At 65.8% G+C, this 21,117-nt stretch carries 25 protein-coding genes; 21 read left to right on the forward strand and 4 right to left on the reverse strand.

Going from position 1 to position 21,117, the window contains the following annotated elements; translation table 11 throughout:
- Positions 1-5: 5 nt before the first annotated feature.
- From AB4Y98_RS05050 to AB4Y98_RS05065, 4 genes are all read right to left on the reverse strand, one after another.
- Positions 6-2,144 carry a TonB-dependent receptor gene (locus AB4Y98_RS05050; RefSeq protein WP_442243900.1) on the reverse strand — a complete coding sequence of 713 codons (2,139 nt, stop codon included), beginning with the start codon at positions 2,142-2,144 and terminating at the stop codon, positions 6-8.
- A 118-nt stretch (positions 2,145-2,262) separates the two neighbouring features.
- A complete protein-coding gene (locus AB4Y98_RS05055; protein ID WP_442243937.1) occupies positions 2,263-2,649 on the reverse strand; it encodes a DUF2946 family protein in 387 nt (128 codons plus the stop codon).
- 228 nt (positions 2,650-2,877) lie between these two features.
- A complete protein-coding gene (locus AB4Y98_RS05060) occupies positions 2,878-3,132 on the reverse strand; it encodes a hypothetical protein (RefSeq protein ID WP_089239227.1) in 255 nt (84 codons plus the stop codon).
- A gap of 11 nt (positions 3,133-3,143) precedes the next feature.
- Positions 3,144-3,368, reverse strand: coding sequence for a hypothetical protein (locus AB4Y98_RS05065; RefSeq protein ID WP_223494385.1), 225 nt, complete (start codon positions 3,366-3,368; stop codon positions 3,144-3,146).
- Positions 3,369-3,855: 487 nt separating this feature from the next.
- Between AB4Y98_RS05065 and AB4Y98_RS05070 the strand changes: the two genes are divergently transcribed.
- The 21 genes from AB4Y98_RS05070 to AB4Y98_RS05170 all read left to right on the forward strand — a co-directional run bounded on the left by AB4Y98_RS05070 (position 3,856) and on the right by AB4Y98_RS05170 (position 21,117).
- A complete protein-coding gene (locus AB4Y98_RS05070) occupies positions 3,856-6,192 on the forward strand; it encodes a VapE domain-containing protein (protein ID WP_442243902.1) in 2,337 nt (778 codons plus the stop codon).
- The gene (locus AB4Y98_RS05075) at positions 6,192-6,467 is read left to right on the forward strand and encodes a DUF7696 family protein (protein WP_442243904.1); all 276 of its coding nucleotides are present in this window, start codon (positions 6,192-6,194) and stop codon (positions 6,465-6,467) included. The genes AB4Y98_RS05070 and AB4Y98_RS05075 overlap by 1 nt, the downstream gene beginning before the upstream one ends.
- A gap of 72 nt (positions 6,468-6,539) precedes the next feature.
- Complete coding sequence (locus tag AB4Y98_RS05080) at positions 6,540-6,767, forward strand: hypothetical protein (RefSeq protein ID WP_105163551.1); 228 nt, start codon at positions 6,540-6,542, stop codon at positions 6,765-6,767.
- 41 nt (positions 6,768-6,808) lie between these two features.
- A complete protein-coding gene (locus tag AB4Y98_RS05085; RefSeq protein ID WP_442243905.1) occupies positions 6,809-7,345 on the forward strand; it encodes a hypothetical protein in 537 nt (178 codons plus the stop codon).
- Between the two features lie 168 nt (positions 7,346-7,513).
- On the forward strand, positions 7,514-7,897 hold the full coding sequence (locus AB4Y98_RS05090; RefSeq protein ID WP_223484784.1) for a hypothetical protein: 384 nt from the start codon (positions 7,514-7,516) through the stop codon (positions 7,895-7,897).
- A 361-nt stretch (positions 7,898-8,258) separates the two neighbouring features.
- The gene (locus AB4Y98_RS05095) at positions 8,259-8,687 is read left to right on the forward strand and encodes a Mor transcription activator family protein (RefSeq protein ID WP_223494380.1); all 429 of its coding nucleotides are present in this window, start codon (positions 8,259-8,261) and stop codon (positions 8,685-8,687) included.
- On the forward strand, positions 8,684-9,034 hold the full coding sequence (locus AB4Y98_RS05100; RefSeq protein WP_223494379.1) for a hypothetical protein: 351 nt from the start codon (positions 8,684-8,686) through the stop codon (positions 9,032-9,034). The genes AB4Y98_RS05095 and AB4Y98_RS05100 overlap by 4 nt, the downstream gene beginning before the upstream one ends.
- Complete coding sequence (locus AB4Y98_RS05105) at positions 9,031-9,516, forward strand: glycoside hydrolase family 24 protein (protein WP_223494378.1); 486 nt, start codon at positions 9,031-9,033, stop codon at positions 9,514-9,516. Before AB4Y98_RS05100 ends, AB4Y98_RS05105 begins: the two co-directional genes overlap by 4 nt.
- Before the next feature lie 26 nt (positions 9,517-9,542).
- Entirely contained in the window at positions 9,543-9,890 is a 348-nt protein-coding gene (locus AB4Y98_RS05110) for a hypothetical protein (protein WP_442243906.1), read from the forward strand.
- Complete coding sequence (locus tag AB4Y98_RS05115) at positions 9,832-10,143, forward strand: hypothetical protein (protein ID WP_442243907.1); 312 nt, start codon at positions 9,832-9,834, stop codon at positions 10,141-10,143. Before AB4Y98_RS05110 ends, AB4Y98_RS05115 begins: the two co-directional genes overlap by 59 nt.
- Before the next feature lie 119 nt (positions 10,144-10,262).
- Complete coding sequence (locus AB4Y98_RS05120; RefSeq protein ID WP_312786201.1) at positions 10,263-10,817, forward strand: hypothetical protein; 555 nt, start codon at positions 10,263-10,265, stop codon at positions 10,815-10,817.
- Entirely contained in the window at positions 10,814-11,404 is a 591-nt protein-coding gene (locus AB4Y98_RS05125) for a phage baseplate assembly protein V (RefSeq protein WP_442243908.1), read from the forward strand. Before AB4Y98_RS05120 ends, AB4Y98_RS05125 begins: the two co-directional genes overlap by 4 nt.
- A gap of 52 nt (positions 11,405-11,456) precedes the next feature.
- Complete coding sequence (locus AB4Y98_RS05130) at positions 11,457-11,795, forward strand: GPW/gp25 family protein (RefSeq protein WP_089239202.1); 339 nt, start codon at positions 11,457-11,459, stop codon at positions 11,793-11,795.
- A 2-nt stretch (positions 11,796-11,797) separates the two neighbouring features.
- Positions 11,798-12,694, forward strand: a complete 897-nt coding sequence (locus tag AB4Y98_RS05135) for a baseplate assembly protein (RefSeq protein WP_336025333.1) — start codon at positions 11,798-11,800, stop codon at positions 12,692-12,694.
- Positions 12,687-13,466, forward strand: a complete 780-nt coding sequence (locus AB4Y98_RS05140; RefSeq protein ID WP_442243909.1) for a phage tail protein I — start codon at positions 12,687-12,689, stop codon at positions 13,464-13,466. Before AB4Y98_RS05135 ends, AB4Y98_RS05140 begins: the two co-directional genes overlap by 8 nt.
- A 7-nt stretch (positions 13,467-13,473) precedes the next feature.
- Positions 13,474-15,675, forward strand: coding sequence for a tail fiber domain-containing protein (locus AB4Y98_RS05145; protein WP_442243910.1), 2,202 nt, complete (start codon positions 13,474-13,476; stop codon positions 15,673-15,675).
- 1 nt (position 15,676) lies between these two features.
- Entirely contained in the window at positions 15,677-16,336 is a 660-nt protein-coding gene (locus tag AB4Y98_RS05150) for a hypothetical protein (RefSeq protein WP_442243911.1), read from the forward strand.
- A gap of 106 nt (positions 16,337-16,442) precedes the next feature.
- Entirely contained in the window at positions 16,443-17,645 is a 1,203-nt protein-coding gene (locus tag AB4Y98_RS05155; protein ID WP_312107800.1) for a phage tail sheath C-terminal domain-containing protein, read from the forward strand.
- Positions 17,646-17,647: 2 nt separating this feature from the next.
- The gene (locus AB4Y98_RS05160; RefSeq protein ID WP_093817501.1) at positions 17,648-18,151 is read left to right on the forward strand and encodes a phage major tail tube protein; all 504 of its coding nucleotides are present in this window, start codon (positions 17,648-17,650) and stop codon (positions 18,149-18,151) included.
- Positions 18,152-18,234: 83 nt separating this feature from the next.
- Complete coding sequence (locus tag AB4Y98_RS05165) at positions 18,235-18,525, forward strand: phage tail assembly protein (protein ID WP_312107798.1); 291 nt, start codon at positions 18,235-18,237, stop codon at positions 18,523-18,525.
- Between the two features lie 120 nt (positions 18,526-18,645).
- On the forward strand, positions 18,646-21,117 hold the full coding sequence (locus AB4Y98_RS05170; protein ID WP_442243913.1) for a phage tail tape measure protein: 2,472 nt from the start codon (positions 18,646-18,648) through the stop codon (positions 21,115-21,117).

Here is a 21,117-nt window from a genome sequence, read left to right on the forward strand (position 1 = left end):
CGTCCTCAGAAGCGATGGTCGAGGCTGAACTCGACGCGCCGGTCCGCGCCCAGCAGCCACTGCGTGCTGGTGTAGTACGCCGTGCCGTAGTACGCCTTGTCGAACACGTTGAACACGCGCGCGGTCAGCCGTGTGCGCGGCGCGGCCTGCCAGGTCAGGGCCAGATCGGTGGTGGCGTAACCCGGAAGCTGCAGCGTGTTGGCGTTGTCGGCATAGCGCTTGCCCACGTAGCGCAAGCCACTGGCCACGCTCCAATCAGGCAGGAACTGCCAGCTCAACCAGACGTTGGCCAAACGTTCGGCCACGTTCGGCGGCACGTTGCCATCACGCGACACGATCACCGCCGGCGTGCCGGTGGCTTCCAGGAAATCCTCGAACCCGGCCTTGAGCACGGTCGCGTTGGCATCCAGCGACCACTGCGGCGCGAAGCTCCAGTTCAACGAAGCTTCGATTCCCTTTGAGGTCTGTGCCCCCACCTGCACGCGACGGTCGGGCTGCAACGGATCACGGCTGAGCAGGCCAGTCTTGCGGATGCGATAGGCCGCCAGCGTCCACTCGCCTCCGTCGAAGGCCTGCTTCATGCCGATCTCGATCTGCTTGCCCTTGGCCAGATCGAACTCGCCGTTGGCCGGGCTGATCATCAGCAGACCACTGACCGGGTCGGCCGCCTGCGAGTACTGCGCGTAGAGGGTCAACGAAGGCTGCACCGCGAAGACCGTGCCCGCGCGCCAGCCGGTGCTGTTGTAGGTCCTGGAGAACGCACGCTCGCCACTGATCAGGTCGTTGCGGTCGATCGTGGCACGGTCGTGGCGCAAGCCAGCGAGCACCGACCAGCGCTCGCTCAGTTCCAGCCGGTCTTCCACGAACAACGCGACCTGCTCGGCGCTGTTGCGGTAGCGCGGCAGGTTGGGTGCATCGCTGACGAACCCGCCGGGCACCGGATTGAAGGGATCCACCGGCCCCGAGCTGCCCGCATAGGTGTTGTTGGTGTGCTTGAAATGCGCACGGTTGGCATCGAAGCCAACGGCGAAACTGTTGGGCAGACCACCCGCATTCCCCAGCAGGCGCAGCGTGGAGGTCAACCCTGTCTGGTCCTGGTTGTGGGTGATCTGGGTGTTGCCGGAACGATCGATCAGGCCGGTGCGATCGTTGTAGACATAGGCCTCGGCGTTGCGCCAGTCGCGCTGGCTGTCGATCTGGTAGACCCGTGTGCGCCATTCCACGTTGTCGTTCGGCGTCCACGCCGCATCGAGCTGGGTCCAGCGGTCGCGGAAGCGGATCACGCTGTCGGCCACGTTGTAGTTCTTGTGGCGCAGCGCATCCAGCTGCTCTCCATCGATCAACGGCGTACCGAAGTAGCGCATCGGCTTCTGGTAGCCCTGCGCATGGGTCAGCGTGACCTGCAGATCGGTGCGGGGCTGCCATAGCAGCGCACCGGAAAACGTAGCATCGCCGTTGTGCCCGCGGTCGACCCACCCCCTGCTGTAGTTGCCGCTGACGTCCACGCGGTAAGCCAGCGCAGGCATGAGCGCACCGCCACTGCCGAATCCGAGTCGCGCGGTTTCCTCGCTTCCGACGGTCACACTGATCTCGTTCTCGATGGCACCGCGCGACGGCTTCTTCGGCACGATGTTGACCACACCACCGATGGCACCATCACCATGGATGACCGAGGCCGGCCCGCGCAGCACCTCGATGCGTTCGATCGACCAGGTATCGAACGGGAAGGTGATACCCACACCGCCATACTGGCGCAGGCCGTCGTACAGGCGCATCACCGAGGCACCATCGGTGAAGCCACGGCTGGACAGCGCACTCAGGCCGTTGCCTGGATGGGGCAGTGCACTGATCGCACCGGCGCGGGTGATCGCGTCGTTGAGATTGGAATCACCGCGCTGCTCCAGTTGCGCGCGCGAAATCACGGTCAGGCTGGCCGGGGTCTGCAGCACGCTCAGGCCGAGGGCCGAGCCGGTGCTGGCGGTGGAGGACAGCGCACCGCTGCGGGTATCCACCACGTGGACGGTGTCCAGAGTGGTCGGCGGCACGGCATCTGCAGCAAGCGCAGGCGTTGCCTGCAGGAAGGACGCGCACAACGCAGGCAGCGTCGCCCAGCGCAGCGGGGCGAAGTTGGGGGTGGTTTTCATGTATTCACGGCATGCAAGGCCGCCCCGCACTGCGAGGCAGCAGAAAGAATGGCGCACGCGGTAGTGCCAGGCCACGCCTGGCAACCCGGGAAAATCAATCAGCGCGTGCGCAAAGCGCTCAGACGGCCAACAGCACCGGTGGTCCACGCGCGCCCAACGTGCCGCAGATCCGCTGCGGCAACGCCTGCACCGCACCGCGCAGCGCGCGGCACACCGGTGCCAGCGGCATCATCAACAGCAGCGCCGCCACCAGCAGGGTGATCAGTCGTGCGGCAATCAGACAGTAGTCGCAGTCCACGCCCATCTCGTGATCGGCATGTGGATCGGCCGGCGGCTTCGGCGCCGCTTCGCCATGCTGCATTGCCATCGCGTGGTGGTCGTGGTGCCCTTCCCTCGCGTGCTGTGCGTGCAGGGCGTGGTCCATGACCGCCACCGTTGCAGCAACAGCAACGTGCGCATGCGCCAGCCAGCGGCTCACCAGCGGGGCAAGCAGCACCAGCAGCATGGCAAGCCATGCCAGGGTCTGGAACCGGCGGTGGAGAGCAGAGCGGCGCACGCGGCCATTCTACGGGGCTGAGGCCAACCTTGGACCACGTCCAGGGTTGCTGGTGCGGCCCTGCGACATCGTGACGCAGGGCGCCTCCGTGGTGAGCCACGACATACGCCGATATCCGCCGGGGGGACGGAAGGGCGCCTGGTGTGACCGGCCCCTTCCGTCCCCTGGCGGCAAACGCTAGAACCGTGCCGGTTGCTGCACAGCGCGTTCCAGGAACATGACGCCCGCCTGCAGGCTGTTGCGGGCGTTCTCCAACCAGCGCTCCGGATCGGCTACCGCGAATCGCTCCTGTGCATCCACATCCCCGGAGTCAGCCAGGTCGGCCAACTGCAGATGGATGTGGTGCTCCACCAGGCTCATCAATACGGCGAGCTCGGCCGATACCCCGGCGATGCGTTCGGTGAAGCCAGCGTCGTTGCTGTTCAGAGACATGTCCCCTGTTCCTATGCGTTGCGGTGTTGATGGATGGCTTCGAAACGCTCGGCGCAGGCAGGCCCACAGAACAGTCTGGCCGGATCGTTTTCGAAGTCTTCGCTGCAGTCCGGGTTTTGGCACTCCCCAGTAGGTTTGAGAGAGGCAACGTTGCCGGCCCGCACTGCGTGCTGGGCCAAGGCGCGTTGCAGGTGGCGCGCTTCCAGTTCCTGCGCTTCGTCGATGGTGTCCGTCATGCCAGTCGTATTTTATCGGGGGGTGGTCGCACCGATTGAGAACGTCGCGACCGTCGTGCGCGGTATCGGCACGGCATCGGACGTGCGTACTTCATCGGGTTCGTTTTCAAACATGCGGACTCCTTGTGCATGGCGCCCGGGTCGGGCGTTGAGAGAGGGCGAAGGGCCGTATCGAACGGCACCGGCATCATCGGAAAATGCGTTCTCGCCGGCTGCGACGCATCGTCGCGATGAGGACAATCTGCGACCGTCATCGCAGATCCCTCGCTGACAAGGACGCCATGCGAGACCGGGGATGCAAGGTGTCAAAAGGTGTTGCAAAAACAAGCCCGCTCCGACACCATGATGACGTCACCACCTACCATCACCCACTGACCACGTTGCGTCGGGCAGCCGCCGCATGTCCCGCGAACAGCGGGCAGCACACAGCACGTTGGCCGCAACCGGCCGCTGTGAACCGAACCACGCTTCAAGGGGACCCCGCCGAATGCAGACACCGCACCCAGTGCAGGACATCGTTCCAGCATTCCTGCAGGCCATGCACACGCACGGCATCGTGCCTGATGCACGTGGCCGAGATGCACTCAATGCGGACGGCACGCTGGTGCGTTTCCACGTCGAGGGGGATCGCCGCGGCACGCGCAATGGCTGGGCCGTGCTGTTCGGCGACAACGTGCCCGCCGGCGAGTTCGGCAGCTGGCGTACCGGCCTGCGCCAAGGGTGGTGCGCGAAGTCGCCGACCTCCCTGACCGCCGCCGAACAACGCGCGATCCGGCAGCGCCAGGATGCCGCCCGCGCGGAGCGGGAAAGACAGCAGCGCGAACGCGAGGACGCGGCGGCCAAGGCGGCCAATGTCCTGTGGAACCGTGCAGTGCCTGCCGATGCCAGCCACCCGTATCTTGTGCGCAAGGGCATCCAGGCGCACGGGCTGCGCGTAGCGGCGTGGCCGGTGCGCAACAGCGATGGTCTGGTGTTCCGGCACATCGACAACGCACTGCTGGTCCCGGTGACCAATACCGCGGGCCGAATCGTCTCGCTGCAGGCGATCTTTCCACGCATGGACCTGGCGCTCGGTCGCGACAAGGACTTCCTGGCGGGCGGCCGCAAACAAGGCTGCTTCCATGTCATCGGCAAGCCACTGTCCGGCCAGCCCATCGCCATCGCCGAGGGCTACGCCACGGCGGAATCCATCCATCAGGCGACCGGTTGGTGCGTGGTGGTGGCCTGGGACGCAGGCAACCTCGCCTCGGTCGCGCGCGCATGGCGCACCGCCATGCCAGACGCAAGCCTGGTGATCTGCGCCGACAACGACCAATGGACCCGGCAACCGCTGGAGAACCCCGGCGTCACCCAGGCAACGCATGCCGCTGCGGACATCGATGCACGCGTGGTATGGCCGGAGTTCGCCGTTCTGCACGACGAGGATGACCGCCCCACCGACTTCAACGACCTGCATCTGCGCGAAGGCCTGGGGGCATTGCGTGCGCAGCTGATGCCCGCCCCTGCCGCCACCGCCGATGAAGCGGCTACGGAAGATGAGGCGCCAGCAGTGGCGGCCGCGCGCTATCTGGTACCTGGCAACCTCTCCGCCTTCGACACCTTCACCCCGTTCCCCGACTGCAGCGCACGTGGCCGGCCGTTGCCGACCGCGCGCAACTTGGCCGAACTGTGCCGGCGCACCGGCGTGATCGTGCGCTACAACGTCATCCGCAAGGATCTGGAGATCCTCGTCCCCGGCCTGCAGACCACGGTGGACAATGCCAAGGAGGTCGCCGCCGGCGAAGTGATGGACTGCATGCACCGCGCCGGCATGGCCGTCGCCAGCTTCGAGACCAACCTGTGCCAGGTGGCCGAGGCCAATCCGTACAACCCGGTCGCCAGCTGGATCACCTCACGGCCATGGGATGGGCAATCACGCCTGCAGGCGTTCTTCGACACAGTGCAGGAAGCCCAGCCCACACGCATGGCCGACGGACGCGTGCTGAAGGAGATCCTGATGCGACGCTGGTTGATCTCCGGCGTTGCTGCCGCATTCGAGCCTGATGGCGTGGTCGCCCGCGGCGTACTGACCTTCGTGTCGAAGCAGAACCTGGGCAAGACGCGCTGGGCGCGGCAGCTGGCACCGGCCGAGCTGCAGCTGATCGCCGACGGCGTGGTGCTCGACCCCGCCAACAAGGACAGCGTCAAGCAGGTCATCTCCAAGTGGATCGTCGAGCTGGGCGAGGTAGATGCCACATTCCGCCGCACCGATATCGCCGCCTTGAAGTCATTCATCTCCCGCAGCCATGATGAAATCCGGCGGCCCTACGCGCGCACCGAGTCACGCTATGCGCGGCGCACGATCCTGTTTGCCAGTGTCAACGACGAACGCTTCCTGCGCGATGCCACCGGCAATACGCGCTGGTGGACCGTGCACGCAGTGGCGCTGGGCGAGCCTGCCCGGATCGACATGCAGCAGGTCTGGGCCGAAGCGCATGCGCTCTATTGCAACGGCGAAACCTGGCATCTGGCGAGTGATGAGCTGGACGCGCTGAACGCCACCAACAGCGAACACGAACCGATCTCGCCGATCGCCGAGCTGATCGACCGTCACTTCGACTGGTCGCTGCCTGCCGAGCAGCGGAGCGTGCCTTATCGCGCCACCGAGATCGCCATTGCCGTGGGCATCGACAAGCCCAACCGCCGGGACGTCAACGAGGCGGCAGCCTACGTGGTCAAGCGCCATGACGTACGCACCAGGCTGATCGGCAAGGAACGGGCGAAAGTGTGGCTGATGCCACCGCGCAGCCGCAGCGTTGCCGAGCACGCCGCCGGACCGTTCTGATGCCCCGGACCCACGACGGACGTGATGTCGGCAACAGCAGCGCCGACTGGCGCCTGGACTGCGAGGCACGACACCTGCTGGGGCTGGACGGCTACCACCGCATCGATGCGCGCGGACGCAGGATGAAGATAGGGCCTCGCCGGCACCGCCAGCAGTACCTTCAGGGCGTGCAGGCAGCACGTGGTCTTGCCGAGCGCGATCGGCTGGCAACGGCTGCGCTGCGGATATGGGACGCAGCGGCCCCCGTGCCCCCGGTAATGGATGACAGTAGATGAAAGGTGTTGACTAGAGGCGGCTACAAAGGCAAGATATGGGTAACGGCCACGCCACCTTCCAGGAGCCCAGCCATGCCTCGCGCCCGCCTGCACGCCTTCGAAGGCGAACAGCTGACCGTGCAGCAGATCCATCAACGCGTACCGGTTCTATCGCAACGGACCATCCGCGACCACCTCGCCGCCGGCCGCCGCACGTCCACGGCCATGCTGTGCTTCGACCCGATCGCCGCCGCAGCACGCGGCGGCCGCATCACCCAGCGCATCCTGCGCGCCCGCAGCACCACCGGCAGCGATTGCTGACTGCCGCCGCGCCTGCGCATTCCCCAAGGAGTACTTACCGCATGATCCCCGCCTCGCTCGACAGCAGCCAGCGCATGATCGCCGACACGCTGGCCGCATTCCGCTGCGGTTCCGCCTTTGGCAGCGTGCCGCTGCGATCCGCCCCGTTGACGCGGCCACCGCTCTACATCGGCATCGCCGGTGGCAAGGGCGTGGGCAAGGACACCCTCGCCAACGGCCTGGCCTCCGCGCTGGCCCTGCGCTGCGACACCTTTGCGGCCCCGGCGCGGCCAAGTGCCAGCGCCGGATGTCGTCGCGAGCATGTCCATCCGGAGCTGTGGGTGCGCTCGTTGTTCTCGCGCCTGCCCGAAGGCGGTCTGGTTCCCGATGTCCATTCCGCCGACGAGGCCCGCGCCATCCGCCGCCAGGGCGGCGTTGTGATCCGCATCACCCGCCCCGGCCACGACAGCGTGGACCTGCATGCCAGCGGCCAGCCGCTGCCCGCCGCGCTGATCGATTTCGAGCTGCACAACGACCGCAGCGCGGCCGATCTGGTGCGCACGGCACTGGACCAGTTGATGTGCCGTGGCGTGATCTGAACGGCCTGCCGGAACCGCCGCCGTGCGACGGGCCGGTCCGTTGCTTTCTTCATCCATAAAGCAGGTTCCGGCCCATCATCGGCGAAAATGATGTAAGGTCGTCCCCCATCAATGACGGCACCTGCCGTCACCCTGCATCCCCAACCGCTTTCGCAAAGAGGAAATGTCATGGAGGTCGAACAGTTCACGTCGACGCGCCAGAAGGCCATCGCGTTGTTCAAGTCGCAGCCCAAGGGTGGCAAGGACATCGTGAGTCTGGATGCGATCTTCATTTCGCTGTGCTCGCTGGCCAGCGCCCAGCCCGAGGCTACTGCCGCCAAGCAGGCACGTACCACCGCCCGCCCCGGCAACCAGCAGCCCCCCGCTCCGTGGTTCATCGAGACGCTGGCCGCGCTCAAGGGCAAGGGCGAGTCGATCACCGTGGCGCGCTTCCTGATGTTCGCCAACCGTTTCCCGGTCAAGCGCATGGACCAGGTCAATGCAGCCCGCTGGCTGCGTGATGCCGGCTACATTCCGCGCAAGACCGGCGGCAACCTGGTGTTCGACCTTTGACCCAGCACCACCTGCAGTCCTGAAGCCCCGGCATCGTCCGGGGCTTTTTCGTTTCAGGCACCCAAGCCCCCGGCAAGAGCATCAACACCGTGGCCGTCCTCACCTTGTACCTGCCGTCCCCTATTGCCCTGTCTCCGTTTCCAGCAGGTGAGGACAAGGAGTACGGGAGAACCAGCGAAACCACAGGCAAGGCCGGATGGCATGACAGGGCCGCATCGCAAACCTGCGCATGCAGGTACTCGCCGGTCCTCGCGCACGCATCTGAATGCCTTCAGTCGCAAGTGCCGCAAGTAGATGAAAGGTGTTGACGTGATCGACGGGATGGCAACAGTGGATACCAATGCCACTGACCAACCTTGCCATGAACGCCCTGCCCGACAGCATCCAGACCCTTGCCGAGGTCATCGGCGAATCCGCAGCCCTCACGCTGGTGCGTGCATGGCCGCCGACCACCTCCAGCACCACCGGACGCCACCGCGTCATCGTCTACGTACCCTCCACCCTGCCCGATCAGCATCGACTGATCGACATTCTTGGCCTGGAGATGGCCCAGCGCCTGGTCGCGCACTTCGGCGGTGAATTGCTGTTCCTGGCGTCCTGCTTCGCCGCCAGTGCACATGAGCGCCGCGAGCAGATCGCCCGGGCGGTAGCCAGCGGCATGCCCCGCGAGCACGTCGCGCAGGAGTTCGGTGTATCGCAGACCACCATCAAGCGCGCCGTGCGCGGTGCCCGCTCCACCCCGGTCCCGGCCGTCCATCCTGCACTGCTGAAGGGATACGCACGCGCATGAACGAGAGCGAGCTGCTGGCCGGCGTGCCGGACTGGGCCAAGTACCTGGGCGGCACGTCCGGGGTATTGATTGCAGTCTCATTGTGGCTGCGGCAATGGTTGTCGTCGGCCAAGGTCGACCGCACCGCCGATGAAGCCACCAGCAACACCCTGCGCACCCTGCAGGAACAGCTGGCCGCGGAACGCACACGCGCAGATGGGCTGATGCACGAGCGCGAAGCCATGGCCCAGGAGATCGGCCAGCTGCGTGGTGAAGTCAGCGCCCTGCGCGCACAGATCGCCCAGCAGAGCGTGCAGATCGATGCGCTGCTGGACCTGGTGCGTAAACGGTCGGGAGCAGCCGCATGACCGCCGCCGCAGCGAGCGCCCTCGGCGGCGCCAACGTGGCCGCGTTCCTGGACATGCTGGCCGTATCCGAAGGCACCGACATTCCCGGCCAGCGCTCCCGCAATCGTGGCTACGACGTGATCGTCGGCGGCCAGCTGTTCAACGACCATCGCGACCATCCACGCGTACTGGTGTCGCTGCCCCGCTACGGCATCAAGTCCAGCGCCGCCGGCCGCTACCAGTTCCTGCGCAGTACCTGGGACGACCTGCGTGCACGCCTGGACCTGCCGGACTTCGGCCCGGTATCGCAGGACCGCGCCGCGGTAGCGCTGCTCAAGCAGTGCGGTGCCTACGATCTGATCCGCCTGGGCCGATTCGATGCTGCTGTCGCCGCCGCCCGGCGCATCTGGGCGTCGCTGCCGGGCGCCGGCTACGGGCAGAAGGAGCATGCGCTGGAAACGCTGCGCGCCTCCTATCGCGCCGCTGGCGGGCTCCTGCAGTGATGCCGATACCGCTGAGGCTGCGCATCGTGCTGCTGGGCCTGGTTGCCAGCCACGCGTGCTGCGCCTGGCTGGGCTGGGAGATCCGCGACCGCAACGCGGATCTCGCCGCCATGCGCTTACAGGCCGCGCAGGAGACCGGTCGTGCCGACACCGCGCTCGTCGCGCGCCAGCAGGACCAGACCAACGCACAGGCCGGTGCACAGGCTGAATCACAGCACTTGGCCTTGCAGTCCGTGCGCACCCAGCAGTTCACCACCCTGCAACAGGACATCGAGACCCATGCCAAGAACCCTGGCCGCGACCGCGGCGATGCTGATGCTGAGTTCGTGCGCATCTGGCGCGAAGCCAACTCCGGCCACCCTCTTCGTCCCTGATCTCAGCATCGCACCGGCACAACTGCGCGCGCCGCTGGATCTGCCCGATCTGCAGGCTGCCGACGACGACGCGCTGCTGCGCAACCACGTTGCCGTGGCGCGCCAGTACCACGAACTGGCCGACCAGATGCGCGCCCTGCTGTGCAGCCTCGGCAGCCAGCACGGCTTCACCATCAATGGTGCAGCACCGCTGACGCCTGCCGGTTGCATCCCCGCGGGCAACACCAGACATCGCGGCCCACACGAGCACTGAGCGGGCCAGTCACGGCCACGCGTGCAATGTCCCGCGCCCCGGGCAATGGCAACACTGCTTGCAGAAAGCGCGTGCTGCGACCAGTCGCGTTCTTCCTTCCATTCATCGCATGAGCTGACATGGCAACCGATACCCCTTCCTCCACCTTCGACGCGCTGCACGCCGCCATCGAAGCGGCGATCCGAACACACTTTGCGGACTTCGCCACCGTCGAGTTCTATCGCGACGCCAACAGTGGTGCGCCGCCCACGCCCGCCTGCCTGCTGGCGATGACCCGCTGTGATCGCGGCAAGGACAGCGATGATGGCAGCGGCCAACTGCAGGCCGTGCTGCGCTTTGAAGCACGCATCTCCGTGCATTCCGCGGCAGCCGATTCTGCCCTGCAGCTGCGCCGGATCGCTGTAAACCTCGCCACCTGGCTGCATCAGCTCGGCCGCTTTCCGGGTGCGCCCAGTGGCGCGATCGAGGTGATCGCAGCGCTTCCAGAGGATGCCGCAGCGGCGCAGCCCGACCTGCGCACGTGGATCGTGGAATGGTCAGTGCCCCTCGCGCTGGGCGGCAATGCCTGGGAGGACGGCGATGGCGTGGTACCGCACGCGTCGTACAGCTTCGCACCGGAGATCGGCCGGGCCCATGAGCGGCGCTACCAGCCGCTCGCGGAGGACACGCCATGAGCGCTGAACACGCCCGGCTGATCGGCAACCTGTTGATGATCGGCGTCGTGCGCGAACTTGATGAAGCCGGCGGCCGCGTGCGCGTCGATGCTGACGGCATGCTCACCGATTGGATTCCCTGGCTGGAACGCCGTGCGGGATCAGGCGTGCGCAGCTGGTGCGCACCGGAGCCCGGCGAACAGGTGGTGCTGGCATGCCCGTATGGCGACCCCGGCCAGGCCCTGGTGCTCGGCAGCCTGTACCAGGATCGCTTTCCCGCACCGGCCGACACACGCCAGCTGCAGCGCACGCAGTACGCCGACGGCAGCCTCGTCGAGTACGACCGCGAAACCACCACGCTGACCATCACCGTTGGCAGCGGCAAGGTCATCGTCAACTGCGCAAACGCGGAAGTGCATGCCAGCGAATCGGTGTTGCTCGACACGCCGGCGCTCAAGGCCACCGGCGATCTGGACGTCACCGGTGCCATCACAGCGGGCAAGGACATCAGCACATCGGCCGATGTCAAAGCCGGCGCCATCAGCCTGAAGTCGCACAAACACACCGCCCAGGGCCCGACCGCACCCACCACGCCTGCACAGCCGTGATGGGCCATCGCTGCAATGCCCTGAAAACCCGTACTCCACGACGATAGAGACCATGCGAGGAATCGACGCCAACACCGGCAAATCCCTGGATGGGCTGGCCCATCTGCACCAGTCCGTGCGTGACGTTCTCACCACACCCCTTGGCTCCCGCGTCCTGCGCCGCGAGTACGGCTCGCGCATCTTCGAACTGATCGATGCGCCGACCAACCGCTCCCTGCGCATGGACCTGATCGCGGCCACCGTCGACGCACTCGCGCGATGGGAACCGCGTCTCCACGTCGAGAACGTCGACGTCTCCCTCCCCGCCCCCGGCGTGATGATCCTGGCAGTGACCGGGATCCACCTGCCCGATGGCGAGGCCATCACCATCGAAGGAATCGAGGTTCGCTAACCGTGGCATCCGGCTCGTTCACCAGTGTCAATCTCTCCCAGCTGCCAGCCCCGGCGGTCATCGAAGTGCTCGATTTCGAAGCCATGTTCGATGAGTCGCTGACGGCATTGCAGGCCCTGGACCCCACGTTCGACGCGCTGCTGCCGTCGGACCCCGCCTTCAAGATCCTCGAAGTCTGCACCTACCTGCGCCTGCTCGACCGCCAGCGCGTCAACGATGCCGCGCGCGGTGTCATGCTCGCCTATGCGGTGGGCAGCGATCTGGATCAGCTGGCGGCAATCTTCGGCATCACACGCCTGGTGCTCGATCCGGGCAAGCCACAGGAAGGCATCCTTCCCCGCTACGAGAACGACGAGGACTTCCGTCGCCGCATCCAGCTCGGACCGGAAGGCTTCAGCGTGGCAGGACCGGAAGGTGCCTATGTGTTCCATGCGCTGAGCGCGGATCCGCGCGTGCTGGACGCCAGCGCTACCAGCAGCACGCCTGGTGAAGTAGTGGTGTCGGTGCTGTCGCGTGAAGCCGACGGCACCGCCACCCAGGGCTTGCTCGACGTGGTGGAGGCGAAGCTGAGCGCGGATGACGTGCGCCCGTTGACCGATCACGTGCTGGTAAAACCGGCGACAATCATCAAGTACGCTGTCGCCGCTACGCTGTACACCTTCGCTGGACCCGACTCGCAGGTCGTGCTGGCCGAAGCGCGCACGCGCCTGGACCGCTACATCGTCGAATCGCATCGGCTCGGCCGGGACGTGACCCGCTCCGGGTTGTTCGCAGCATTGCATGCCGAAGGCGTACAACGCGTGGTGATCGACAGCCCCGCTGCGGACGTGGTGGTGGACCGCACCCAGGCCACGTACTGCACCGCCGTCACGCTGGCGCATGGTGGCAACGATGAGTGAGGTCACCACGCGCCTGGTCAATGCGCGTCTGCGTGGCGCGGTTGATGGGAATAACCAGGTATTCCGCCATCCCGGCGGCATGCTGGCAACGGTGCAGGCCGTGTATCGCACGGACGCGCAGGGACGCCGGCGCCTGAACGATGTTTCCATCACCGGTGGCGTGGTTACGCTCGCAACCGCCCCTGCCCCTGGCGTGATCATCGACGCCGACGCACAGGTCCGGGTGCCGTCATCGGCCAACCTGCTGCCGCCCAATGCCACCCATGCCGAGCGCGCACTGTCGCGGGCGATCGTTGCCCGCCCGCTGCCGGTGGACATCACCGCCCTGTGGGACGCCGATCGCTGCCCGGCCGCGTTGCTGCCCTGGCTGGCATGGGCGCTCTCGGTGGACGAATGGAAGGCGTACTGGCCCGAACCGGTCAAGCGCGCCCGCGTGCGTGCGGCGATCGCCATCCAGCGCCGCAAGGGCACGGCGGGCAGCGTCCGCGATGTGGTTGCTGCGTTCGGTGGTTCTGTACTGATCCGCGAGTGGTGGCAGCTGCAACCGAAGGGACCACCGCACACCTTCGAAGCGGTGATGACCATCGCCAACCAGGGCGGCACGTCGGCCACCGCCATGTTCGTCGACGACGTCATCGGCGAGATCACCCGCACCAAGCCGGTGCGATCGCACTTCACCTTCACCCAGGGCATGCAGGCCGACGCAGCAATCGGCGCGCTTGCAGCCGCACACGCCACGGCCTTCCGCCGCATCCAACTTATCGGAGAGTAAACCCCGCATGCGCTTGAAAATCACCGACGCCGGCTTCGCCAAGCTGGTCAATCCGCCGAACACCGGCACCAATGCTGTTCTGATCACCCAGATCGGCCTGACGTCCACGGCATTCGCACCTTCAGGCGACCTGACCGCGCTGCCAGGCGAGATCAAACGGGTCGCGACCTTCGGCGGCCAGGCCGTGGGCGATGACACGCTGCACGTGACCATCCGCGACGACAGTGCAACCGCCTATTCGCTGCGCGGATTCGGCCTGTACCTGGCCGACGGCACGCTGTTCGCCACTTACGGCCAGACCGATCCGATCATGGAAAAATCGGCTGCGTCGATGCTGCTGCTGGCCACGGATGCGCGTTTCACCGACGTGGACATCACGCAGATCCAGTTCGGCAACGCCGAGTTCATCTACCCGCCGGCCACCACCGAGGCGCTGGGTGTGGTCGAGCTGGCCACCAACACCGAAGCGGAAGACGCGGCTGACACCCAGCGCGCGGTGACTCCACGCGGCCTGCGTGCATTCACCGACAAGCGCTTTGGTGCTGCCGCGCCGACTGCACTGGCCAGGACCCTGCTGTCTGCCGCAACCACCGCCGCCGCACGCACCGCGTTGGAGCTGAAGGGTGCCGCACTGAAGGACACCGGCCATGGCAACGGCCTGGATGCCGATACCCTGGATGGCAAGCACGCATCCGCGTTCGCCCTGGCGGGTGACTTCGCTACTGTCGGCCACAAGCATGTCATCGCGGATGTGACCGGACTGCAGGGAGTGTTGGATGCCAAGGCGGTCAAGGGAACCAATAGTTTCACCGATCAGCAGTTTGTCGGCGGGACGTATCCGCTGGTGGGCTTTGGCGCCCAGGGTGCAGAGCAATCCTTCATCGGCGGCTGGGCCAACGCAGGCCTGTGGCGGGTATGGAGCAATGATCGCGCGACCAGTAGTGAAATCACCATCAAGCACGGCGACAGCCCGCGCTGGAACGGCTCTACGATGTGGCATGCCGGCAACTTTGTGCCGGACACCAAAATGGACAAGACCGGAGGCACGTTCACCGGCCACGTCGCGGTGAACGGAAATTCGCTGCGCTCATACGGCTGGAACGGCGTCGCCAACGATGGCGTGCTGGTCCTGGGCGATGCTAGCTCGTACCTGTTCAAGAACGGCCCGAACTTCACCTTCGCCAATTCCGCCGGTGGTTACACCACCACGTTGAGTGCTGGTGGCTCGATCTGGACGAGTGGAAACTTCGATCCGGCAGGCAAGGTAAACAAGTCTGGCGACACCATGACCGGCGAGCTGAAGAACCTCTCGCACATCACGGCTGGCCCGGCCAGCGGAAACAAGGTGCGCATCACCATTTCCGGGGACGGCTACCCGTGCATCATGGGCACGAACCCCGCTGTTGATGCCTACGTGCCAATGAACTACTACGGGACACGGCACACCTTCAATTCCGGCATCTTCGCCAACGGTCCTTCGCTGTTCAGGGCAGCTGGCGAATCCCAGCCAGGCATCAGGTTCCACTCGCAGACGCTGAACGGCTTCCCTCGCACAACCCTCGAATCGGTTACCGGAGACGGCAGCAGCTTCGCGGAAATGCACGCGATCAGCAACGGCTTTCACTTCTACAACCCGTCGATGCGACGTGGCATCCGCATGTCCAATTCCGGGCAGGTAACCACCTCGCCTGAATTCCCGAATCCCGGCACGGGCATTACCGGTTTCGGCTTCACCTCCGAAGGCTCCTTCGGCGGTGGCTTTGGGATGCTGGACAACTCGATACAGGGTGGCTGGTGGATGGCTGCCGGCACCATGCAGTGGGGTATCAGTACCTACCCGAGCAGCATGGGCGGCCTGATGACCTTGAACGGCAACGGAGCGCTCACCACTACCGGCGGCTTCGACATCGGTTCGTCGCGCAAGCTCAAAGACATCGGGGGATCGGTCGAATACGGCCTGGCTGTCGTCGAGCGCATGGAACTGGCTACCGGTCACTACAAGCCGGAATACAACAGCGACGGCCGCCGTCGTCTCTTCTTTGTCGCCGAACAGCTTGCCGAACTCGTACCCGAGGCCGTCAACCTGGAAGGTGTCGAGTTCAACGGCGAACGCGTCGCCACGGTCAAGCTCGACCAACTGCTGCCGGTCATGGCCAAGGCCATCCAGGAACTGGCCGCAGAAGTGCGCGCACTGAAGGCGGAGGGCTGACATGGCCAGCGGATATCGCTCGGCAGGCGTCGACTTCGACGATCTGTTCGATCCCTATGTGGAAGGCCCCGTTGCACAGGATTCCGGCCTGCGCATGGGCGGCACCGACCTCAGCCGTCGCTATGCCCACATCCAGTACGGCAGCAAACGCGGTGACGTTGGTTACCGCATCGGCGGCATGGATGTATCGAACCTGTGGGCTGCGCGCGGCAGCGCCAGTTATCGCCTGCCGTTCCATGGCCAGGGCTATTCGGCAAGCAACGGCGCCAAGACCAACTCGACCGGATCGGCATCGGCATCGATCTCGATCGACATGCTGTCCGATGGCAACTACAGCATCCGTCGAAGCGTCACCGGTGGCGGCAACAACAGCAACACCGTCGTTGCCTCCGGCCGCTGGCTTCCGGCCGGCGCCAGTGCGTCCGAGTACGACGTGCAGTTCAGCATAAGCAACCAGGGAGCGGCGTACTTCAGCAACAGCGCACCGTCGTTCGCCTCGCTGGCATCGACGCAATCGGCAGGCGTATCCATCAGCGTGCCCGCCAGGTCCACCAGCTTTGAAAGTGCCTCCACCAGCATCAACGTCCACCTGCGTCGTGCCGGTGGCAATGCCCAGGTCTCCAGCTTCAGCGCCAGCGTCAGCGCCTCCGGCTGGGTCTGATCGATCTCCGGGCCACCGCTGCAATTATCGCGGCGGCCGCATTTTCCGAACATATACCCGTCGCCTGCATCTGCAGGCACACCACCACACCGAGGAACCTCTCCGAATGACCGAATTTCTCCACGGCGTACAGGTCGTCAACATCGACACCGGTGCGCGCTCGATCGCTGTTGCATCCACCAGCGTCATCGGCATCGTCGGCACTGCGCCGCTGGCCGACGCCGACGCTTTCCCCATCAACACGCCTGTCCTGGTGACCTCGCCGTCGCAGGCCGCCAAACTGTCGGCCAAGACCGGCACCGAAGCCGGCACGCTGCCCGGCGCACTGGATGCGATCTTCGACCAGTCGTCGGCCGTCGTGGTCGTGATCCGCGTCGAGAACGGCGCCAATGAAAGCGCTACCCTGGCCAACGTGCTCGGCGGCGTGAACGCACAGACCGGCGCGTACTCCGGCGTGCATGCACTGCTGGCCGCCAAGTCCATCGTCGGCGTGAAGCCGCGCATCCTGGTCGCCCCGGGCTTCACCCACCTGCACCCGGCCGATCCGGCCAGTCCGGACACTGTCCTGGCCAACCCGGTCGTGGCCGAGCTGCTCGGCATCGCCGACAAGCTGCGCGCCATCATCATCAAGGATGGCCCGAACAGCAACGACGATGCGGCCAAGACCACCACCGCACTGACTGGTTCCAAGCGTGTCTACGTGGTCGATCCGGCCGTACTGGTGCAGCAGGGTGAAGCGATCGTCAGCCGTTACGCCTCCGGTGCCGTGGCCGGTGCCATCGCCCGCAGCGACAACGAGCGCGGCTGGTGGGCATCGCCATCCAACCAGGAGCTGTACGGCATCGTCGGCACCGCTCGTGCGATCGACTTCGGCCTGTCCGATGCGACCAGCCGCGCCAACCTGCTGAACCAGGCCAACGTGGCGACCATCATCCGCGAAGGTGGCTTCCGCCTGTGGGGCAACCGCACCGCCAGCATCGATCCGAAGTGGCAGTTCCTGTGCGTGGTGCGCACCGCCGACATCATCGCCGACAGCCTGGAGGCTGCCCATCTGTGGGCCGTCGACCGCGGCATCAGCAAGACCTACGTCGATGACGTGCGCGAGGGCGTCAATGCCTTCCTGCGTGGCCTGAAGACGCAGGGCGCGATCCTCGGTGGCAACTGCTGGATCGACCCCGAACTGAACGCAGCGGCCAGCGTGGCCGATGGCCGCTTCTACTGGGACTTCGACTTCACCCCGACCTACCCGGGTGAGCAGCTGACCTTCCGCATGCACATGAACAACAACTACGTCTCGGAGATCTTCTAAGCATGGCGCGCAAGATCCGCAAGAACTTCAACTTTTACGTCGACGGCAAGGGTTTTGCTGGCAGCGTAATGTCCTTCACCGCCCCCAAGCTGTCGCTGAAGACCGAGGACTTCCAGGCCGGCGGCATGCTCGCCCCGACGGAGATCGTGCTCGGCCACGACAAGCTGACCGCCGAGGTCACCTTCGCCTCCGATGACGCGGAGATCATGTCCAAGTTCCACGTCATCGAGAGCAAGGAGTATGGCTTCACCGCTCGCGAGGCGCTGGAAGCCGACGATGGCTCGGTCACTTCGGTCGTGCACAACATGCGCGGCAAGGTGAAGACCCTCGACCGCGGCGAAACCAAGGTCGGCGAAAAGGGCACGGTCAAGGTCTCCCTGGCGCTGAGCTACTACAAGCTGACCCATGGCGTGCAGGTCGTGCAGGAGATCGACGTGACCAACATGATCGCCCGCCAGGGCGGCGTGGACGCACTGGCCGGCATCCGCGGCGCACTGGGCATCTGATTCCCGGCACCACTTCGACGTACACGGGGGCGCACAGCGCCCCCGGATCCACCGCAACTCCATCGACATCCGGGAACACAGCCATGTCCAGCAAGACCAAGACCACCGCCGACACCGTCATCGAACGCGACGGCTATGCCGAAATCACCCTCTCCCGCCCGCGCCAGGTCAATGGCGTGGACACCGCCGTGCTGCGCATGCGCGAACCGACCGTGGAAGACATGGAGCGCTACCAGGACGACAAGGGCACCGACGCCCAGCGCGAGGTGCGCATGATCGCCAACCTGTGCGAGATCGCACCGGATGACGTGCGCAAGATGCCGCTGCGCGACTACGCCCGCCTGCAGGCTGGCGTCGCGCTTTTTACCACCTGACCCTGCCGCAGATCAGGCAGGGAGCGCTCGCCCTGGCCGGCCATACCGGCTGGGGCCTGCGCGAGATCATGACGCTGCGGGTGTCGAAATTCATCTGGTGGATACAGGGATTGCCGGTACATGGCGAGTAACGTTCAAACGACAACGATCACGATTGGCGGCTCGGTTTCCCGATCGTTGCAGGACGCACTGTCCTTCAGCAACGATGGCCTGAAGCGCCTCGGAGATGAAGCCGACAAGCTCGAGCGCAAGCTCAATGTCATGGGCAGGTCGAGCAACCAGTTCGCCCGCATGCGTGCCGAGGCCGATGCGTTGCGCGCTTCCCAGGAAGCGTTGCAGCGGATCGAAGACAAGCGCACGGCGAATCTTGAGAAGCGCGAAAAGCTGGGCGCGGCGTTTGGCGATGCGCGCGGCATGCTCGGCAGCGCCATCACCACGCTGGCCAAACCGGTGGAGAACGCCGCCGGCTTCGCGCGCGAGAACCAGGCCATCGGCAACGCCGCCAACCTGACCCGCGCCCAGGTCGCTGCGCTGGGCCAGACCATCCTGGCCGAATCCAGCCGTACCCACCAAGGCGCGGGCGAACTGCAGCGCGCGGTCAGCCAGCTGGTCGCCGCAGGCCTGGATGCGCAGACCGCGCAATCCAGCCTGGGCGCGATCGGCCGCACCACCACCGCTACCGGCGAGAGCATCGACGACGTCACGTTGGCGGCGTCGGGCCTGCAGCAGGCGCTGAAGATCAATCCGGCCGGCCTGCAATCGGCGCTTGATGTGCTGGTGGTGGCAGGCAAGAACGGTGGCCTGGGCCTGAAGGACATGGCCGGTGCACTGCCGGTGCTCGGCAACGCATTCCAGTCGCTGCAGATGCACGGCAACACCGCCGCCGCCACCATGGGCGCTGCGCTGGATGTCGCCCGGCAAGGCGCCGGTGGTGCCGACGAAGCGGCCGGCAACATGCAGCGCTTCATGGCCAGCATCCTCTCGCCCGACCTGCAGGCCCGCGCCAAGAAGGGCTTCAAACTGGATCTGCGCAAGATCATCAGCGAAGCACAGAGCAGCGGTGGCAATCCGTTCGACGCGGCGATGCAGGCAATCATCCAGGCCACCGCCGGCGACCAGACGAAGATCGGCAAACTGTTCGGCGATGCACAGGCGCAGAACTTCGTACGCCCGATGATCCAGAACTGGGATGAGTACATCCGCATCCGCGACAAAGCGCTCAACAGCTCGGCGGGCACCACCGACAGCGGCTTCGCGGCCAAGCTGCAGACCGACCCGGAAAGGATCGAAGGCGCCAGGATCGCCGTGGACAACCTGTCCAAGGCCTTCGGTGCCGCGCTGCTGCCGGCCGTGGGTGAGGCGGCGGTGAAGCTGACCGAACTGCTGAACGGCGTTGCGTCGTTCGTGCAGGAAAACCCGAAGCTGATCGCCAATACCACCCAGGTCGTAGTCGGCCTGATGGGCATGCGCACTGCGGTACTCGGCGTGCGCTATGCGTGGACGTTCCTGCAGGGCCCGATCCTGGCGGTGCAGAAGGCCTTCGAGCTGTTCCGCGGCGGCAGCCTGCTGGCGCAGATGGGGCAGTTCGGTCCGACGGCAATGCGCCTGGCATCCGGGTTCCGCGTGGTCGCGACCGCCGTCGGTGCCATCGGCGGTGGTCCGATCACAATCGCCATCGCCGCCATCACCGCCGGCGCACTGCTGGTGCGCAAGTACTGGGAGCCGATCAAGGCCTTCCTCGGTGGCGTCTGGGATGGCCTCAGCGGCGCAGGAACCGCCGCCATGGGCGAACTGATGCGCGCCGTCGAGCCGCTGCGCCCGGCATGGGAAGCGGTCGGCGGGCTGCTGGGCCAGGCATGGGACTGGCTCTCCAAAATGCTGGCTCCCGCGCAGTACACCGGCAACGAACTTTCGCGCGTAGCGGAGATCGGCAGCTTCGTCGGCACGGTGCTCATGGAAGGCCTGCGCATGAATATCCAGCTCATCGGCGGCCTGATCCAGTACGTCGTCTGGATGGGCAGCGTGTATACGACCGTGGCCAGCGCGATCGGAGACGGAATGAGCATGACATGGACGTTGATCAAGTCCGGCGCCGAATTCCTGTTCGACTGGCTTGCCGAAAAACTGGAGTTCCTCGCACCGTACATCGAGAAGCTGATGGGCTTCGTCGGCGGCGGGCTGGGCAAGGTCAGCGAACTCGTCGGCAAGGGCATGGACTTCGGGAAAGAGGTGCTTGCTGGCGGTGCTGATGCAGTCGGCAGTGGCATGGTGGCGTACACCAACATGCGCGCCAACGGCAGAGGGGGCTTGGATGACGCCGCGGGCTTGGCCAAGGACGTAGCCACCTTCGATGCGCCGGGCGCCGGCAAGCGATGGGCTGGTATCGGCGATGCTGCTAAAGGCCGCCCAGCCCCCCCGATGCCCTCTGCCACCGCACGCACCCCCACCACCGTGCAGCAGCAACAGACCAACAACATCACCATCCACCAGCAACCGGGTGAATCCAGCGAGGCGCTGGCACGGCGTACCGCCAACGCGCTGCAGCACCAGCAGGCCGTGCAGGCCCGCGCCACCCTGGGAGACAGGAACTAA

It is taken from the genome of Stenotrophomonas sp. 2YAF26 (assembly GCF_052114625.1).
In the GTDB taxonomy this organism is placed as follows: Bacteria; Pseudomonadota; Gammaproteobacteria; order Xanthomonadales; family Xanthomonadaceae; genus Stenotrophomonas; species Stenotrophomonas indicatrix.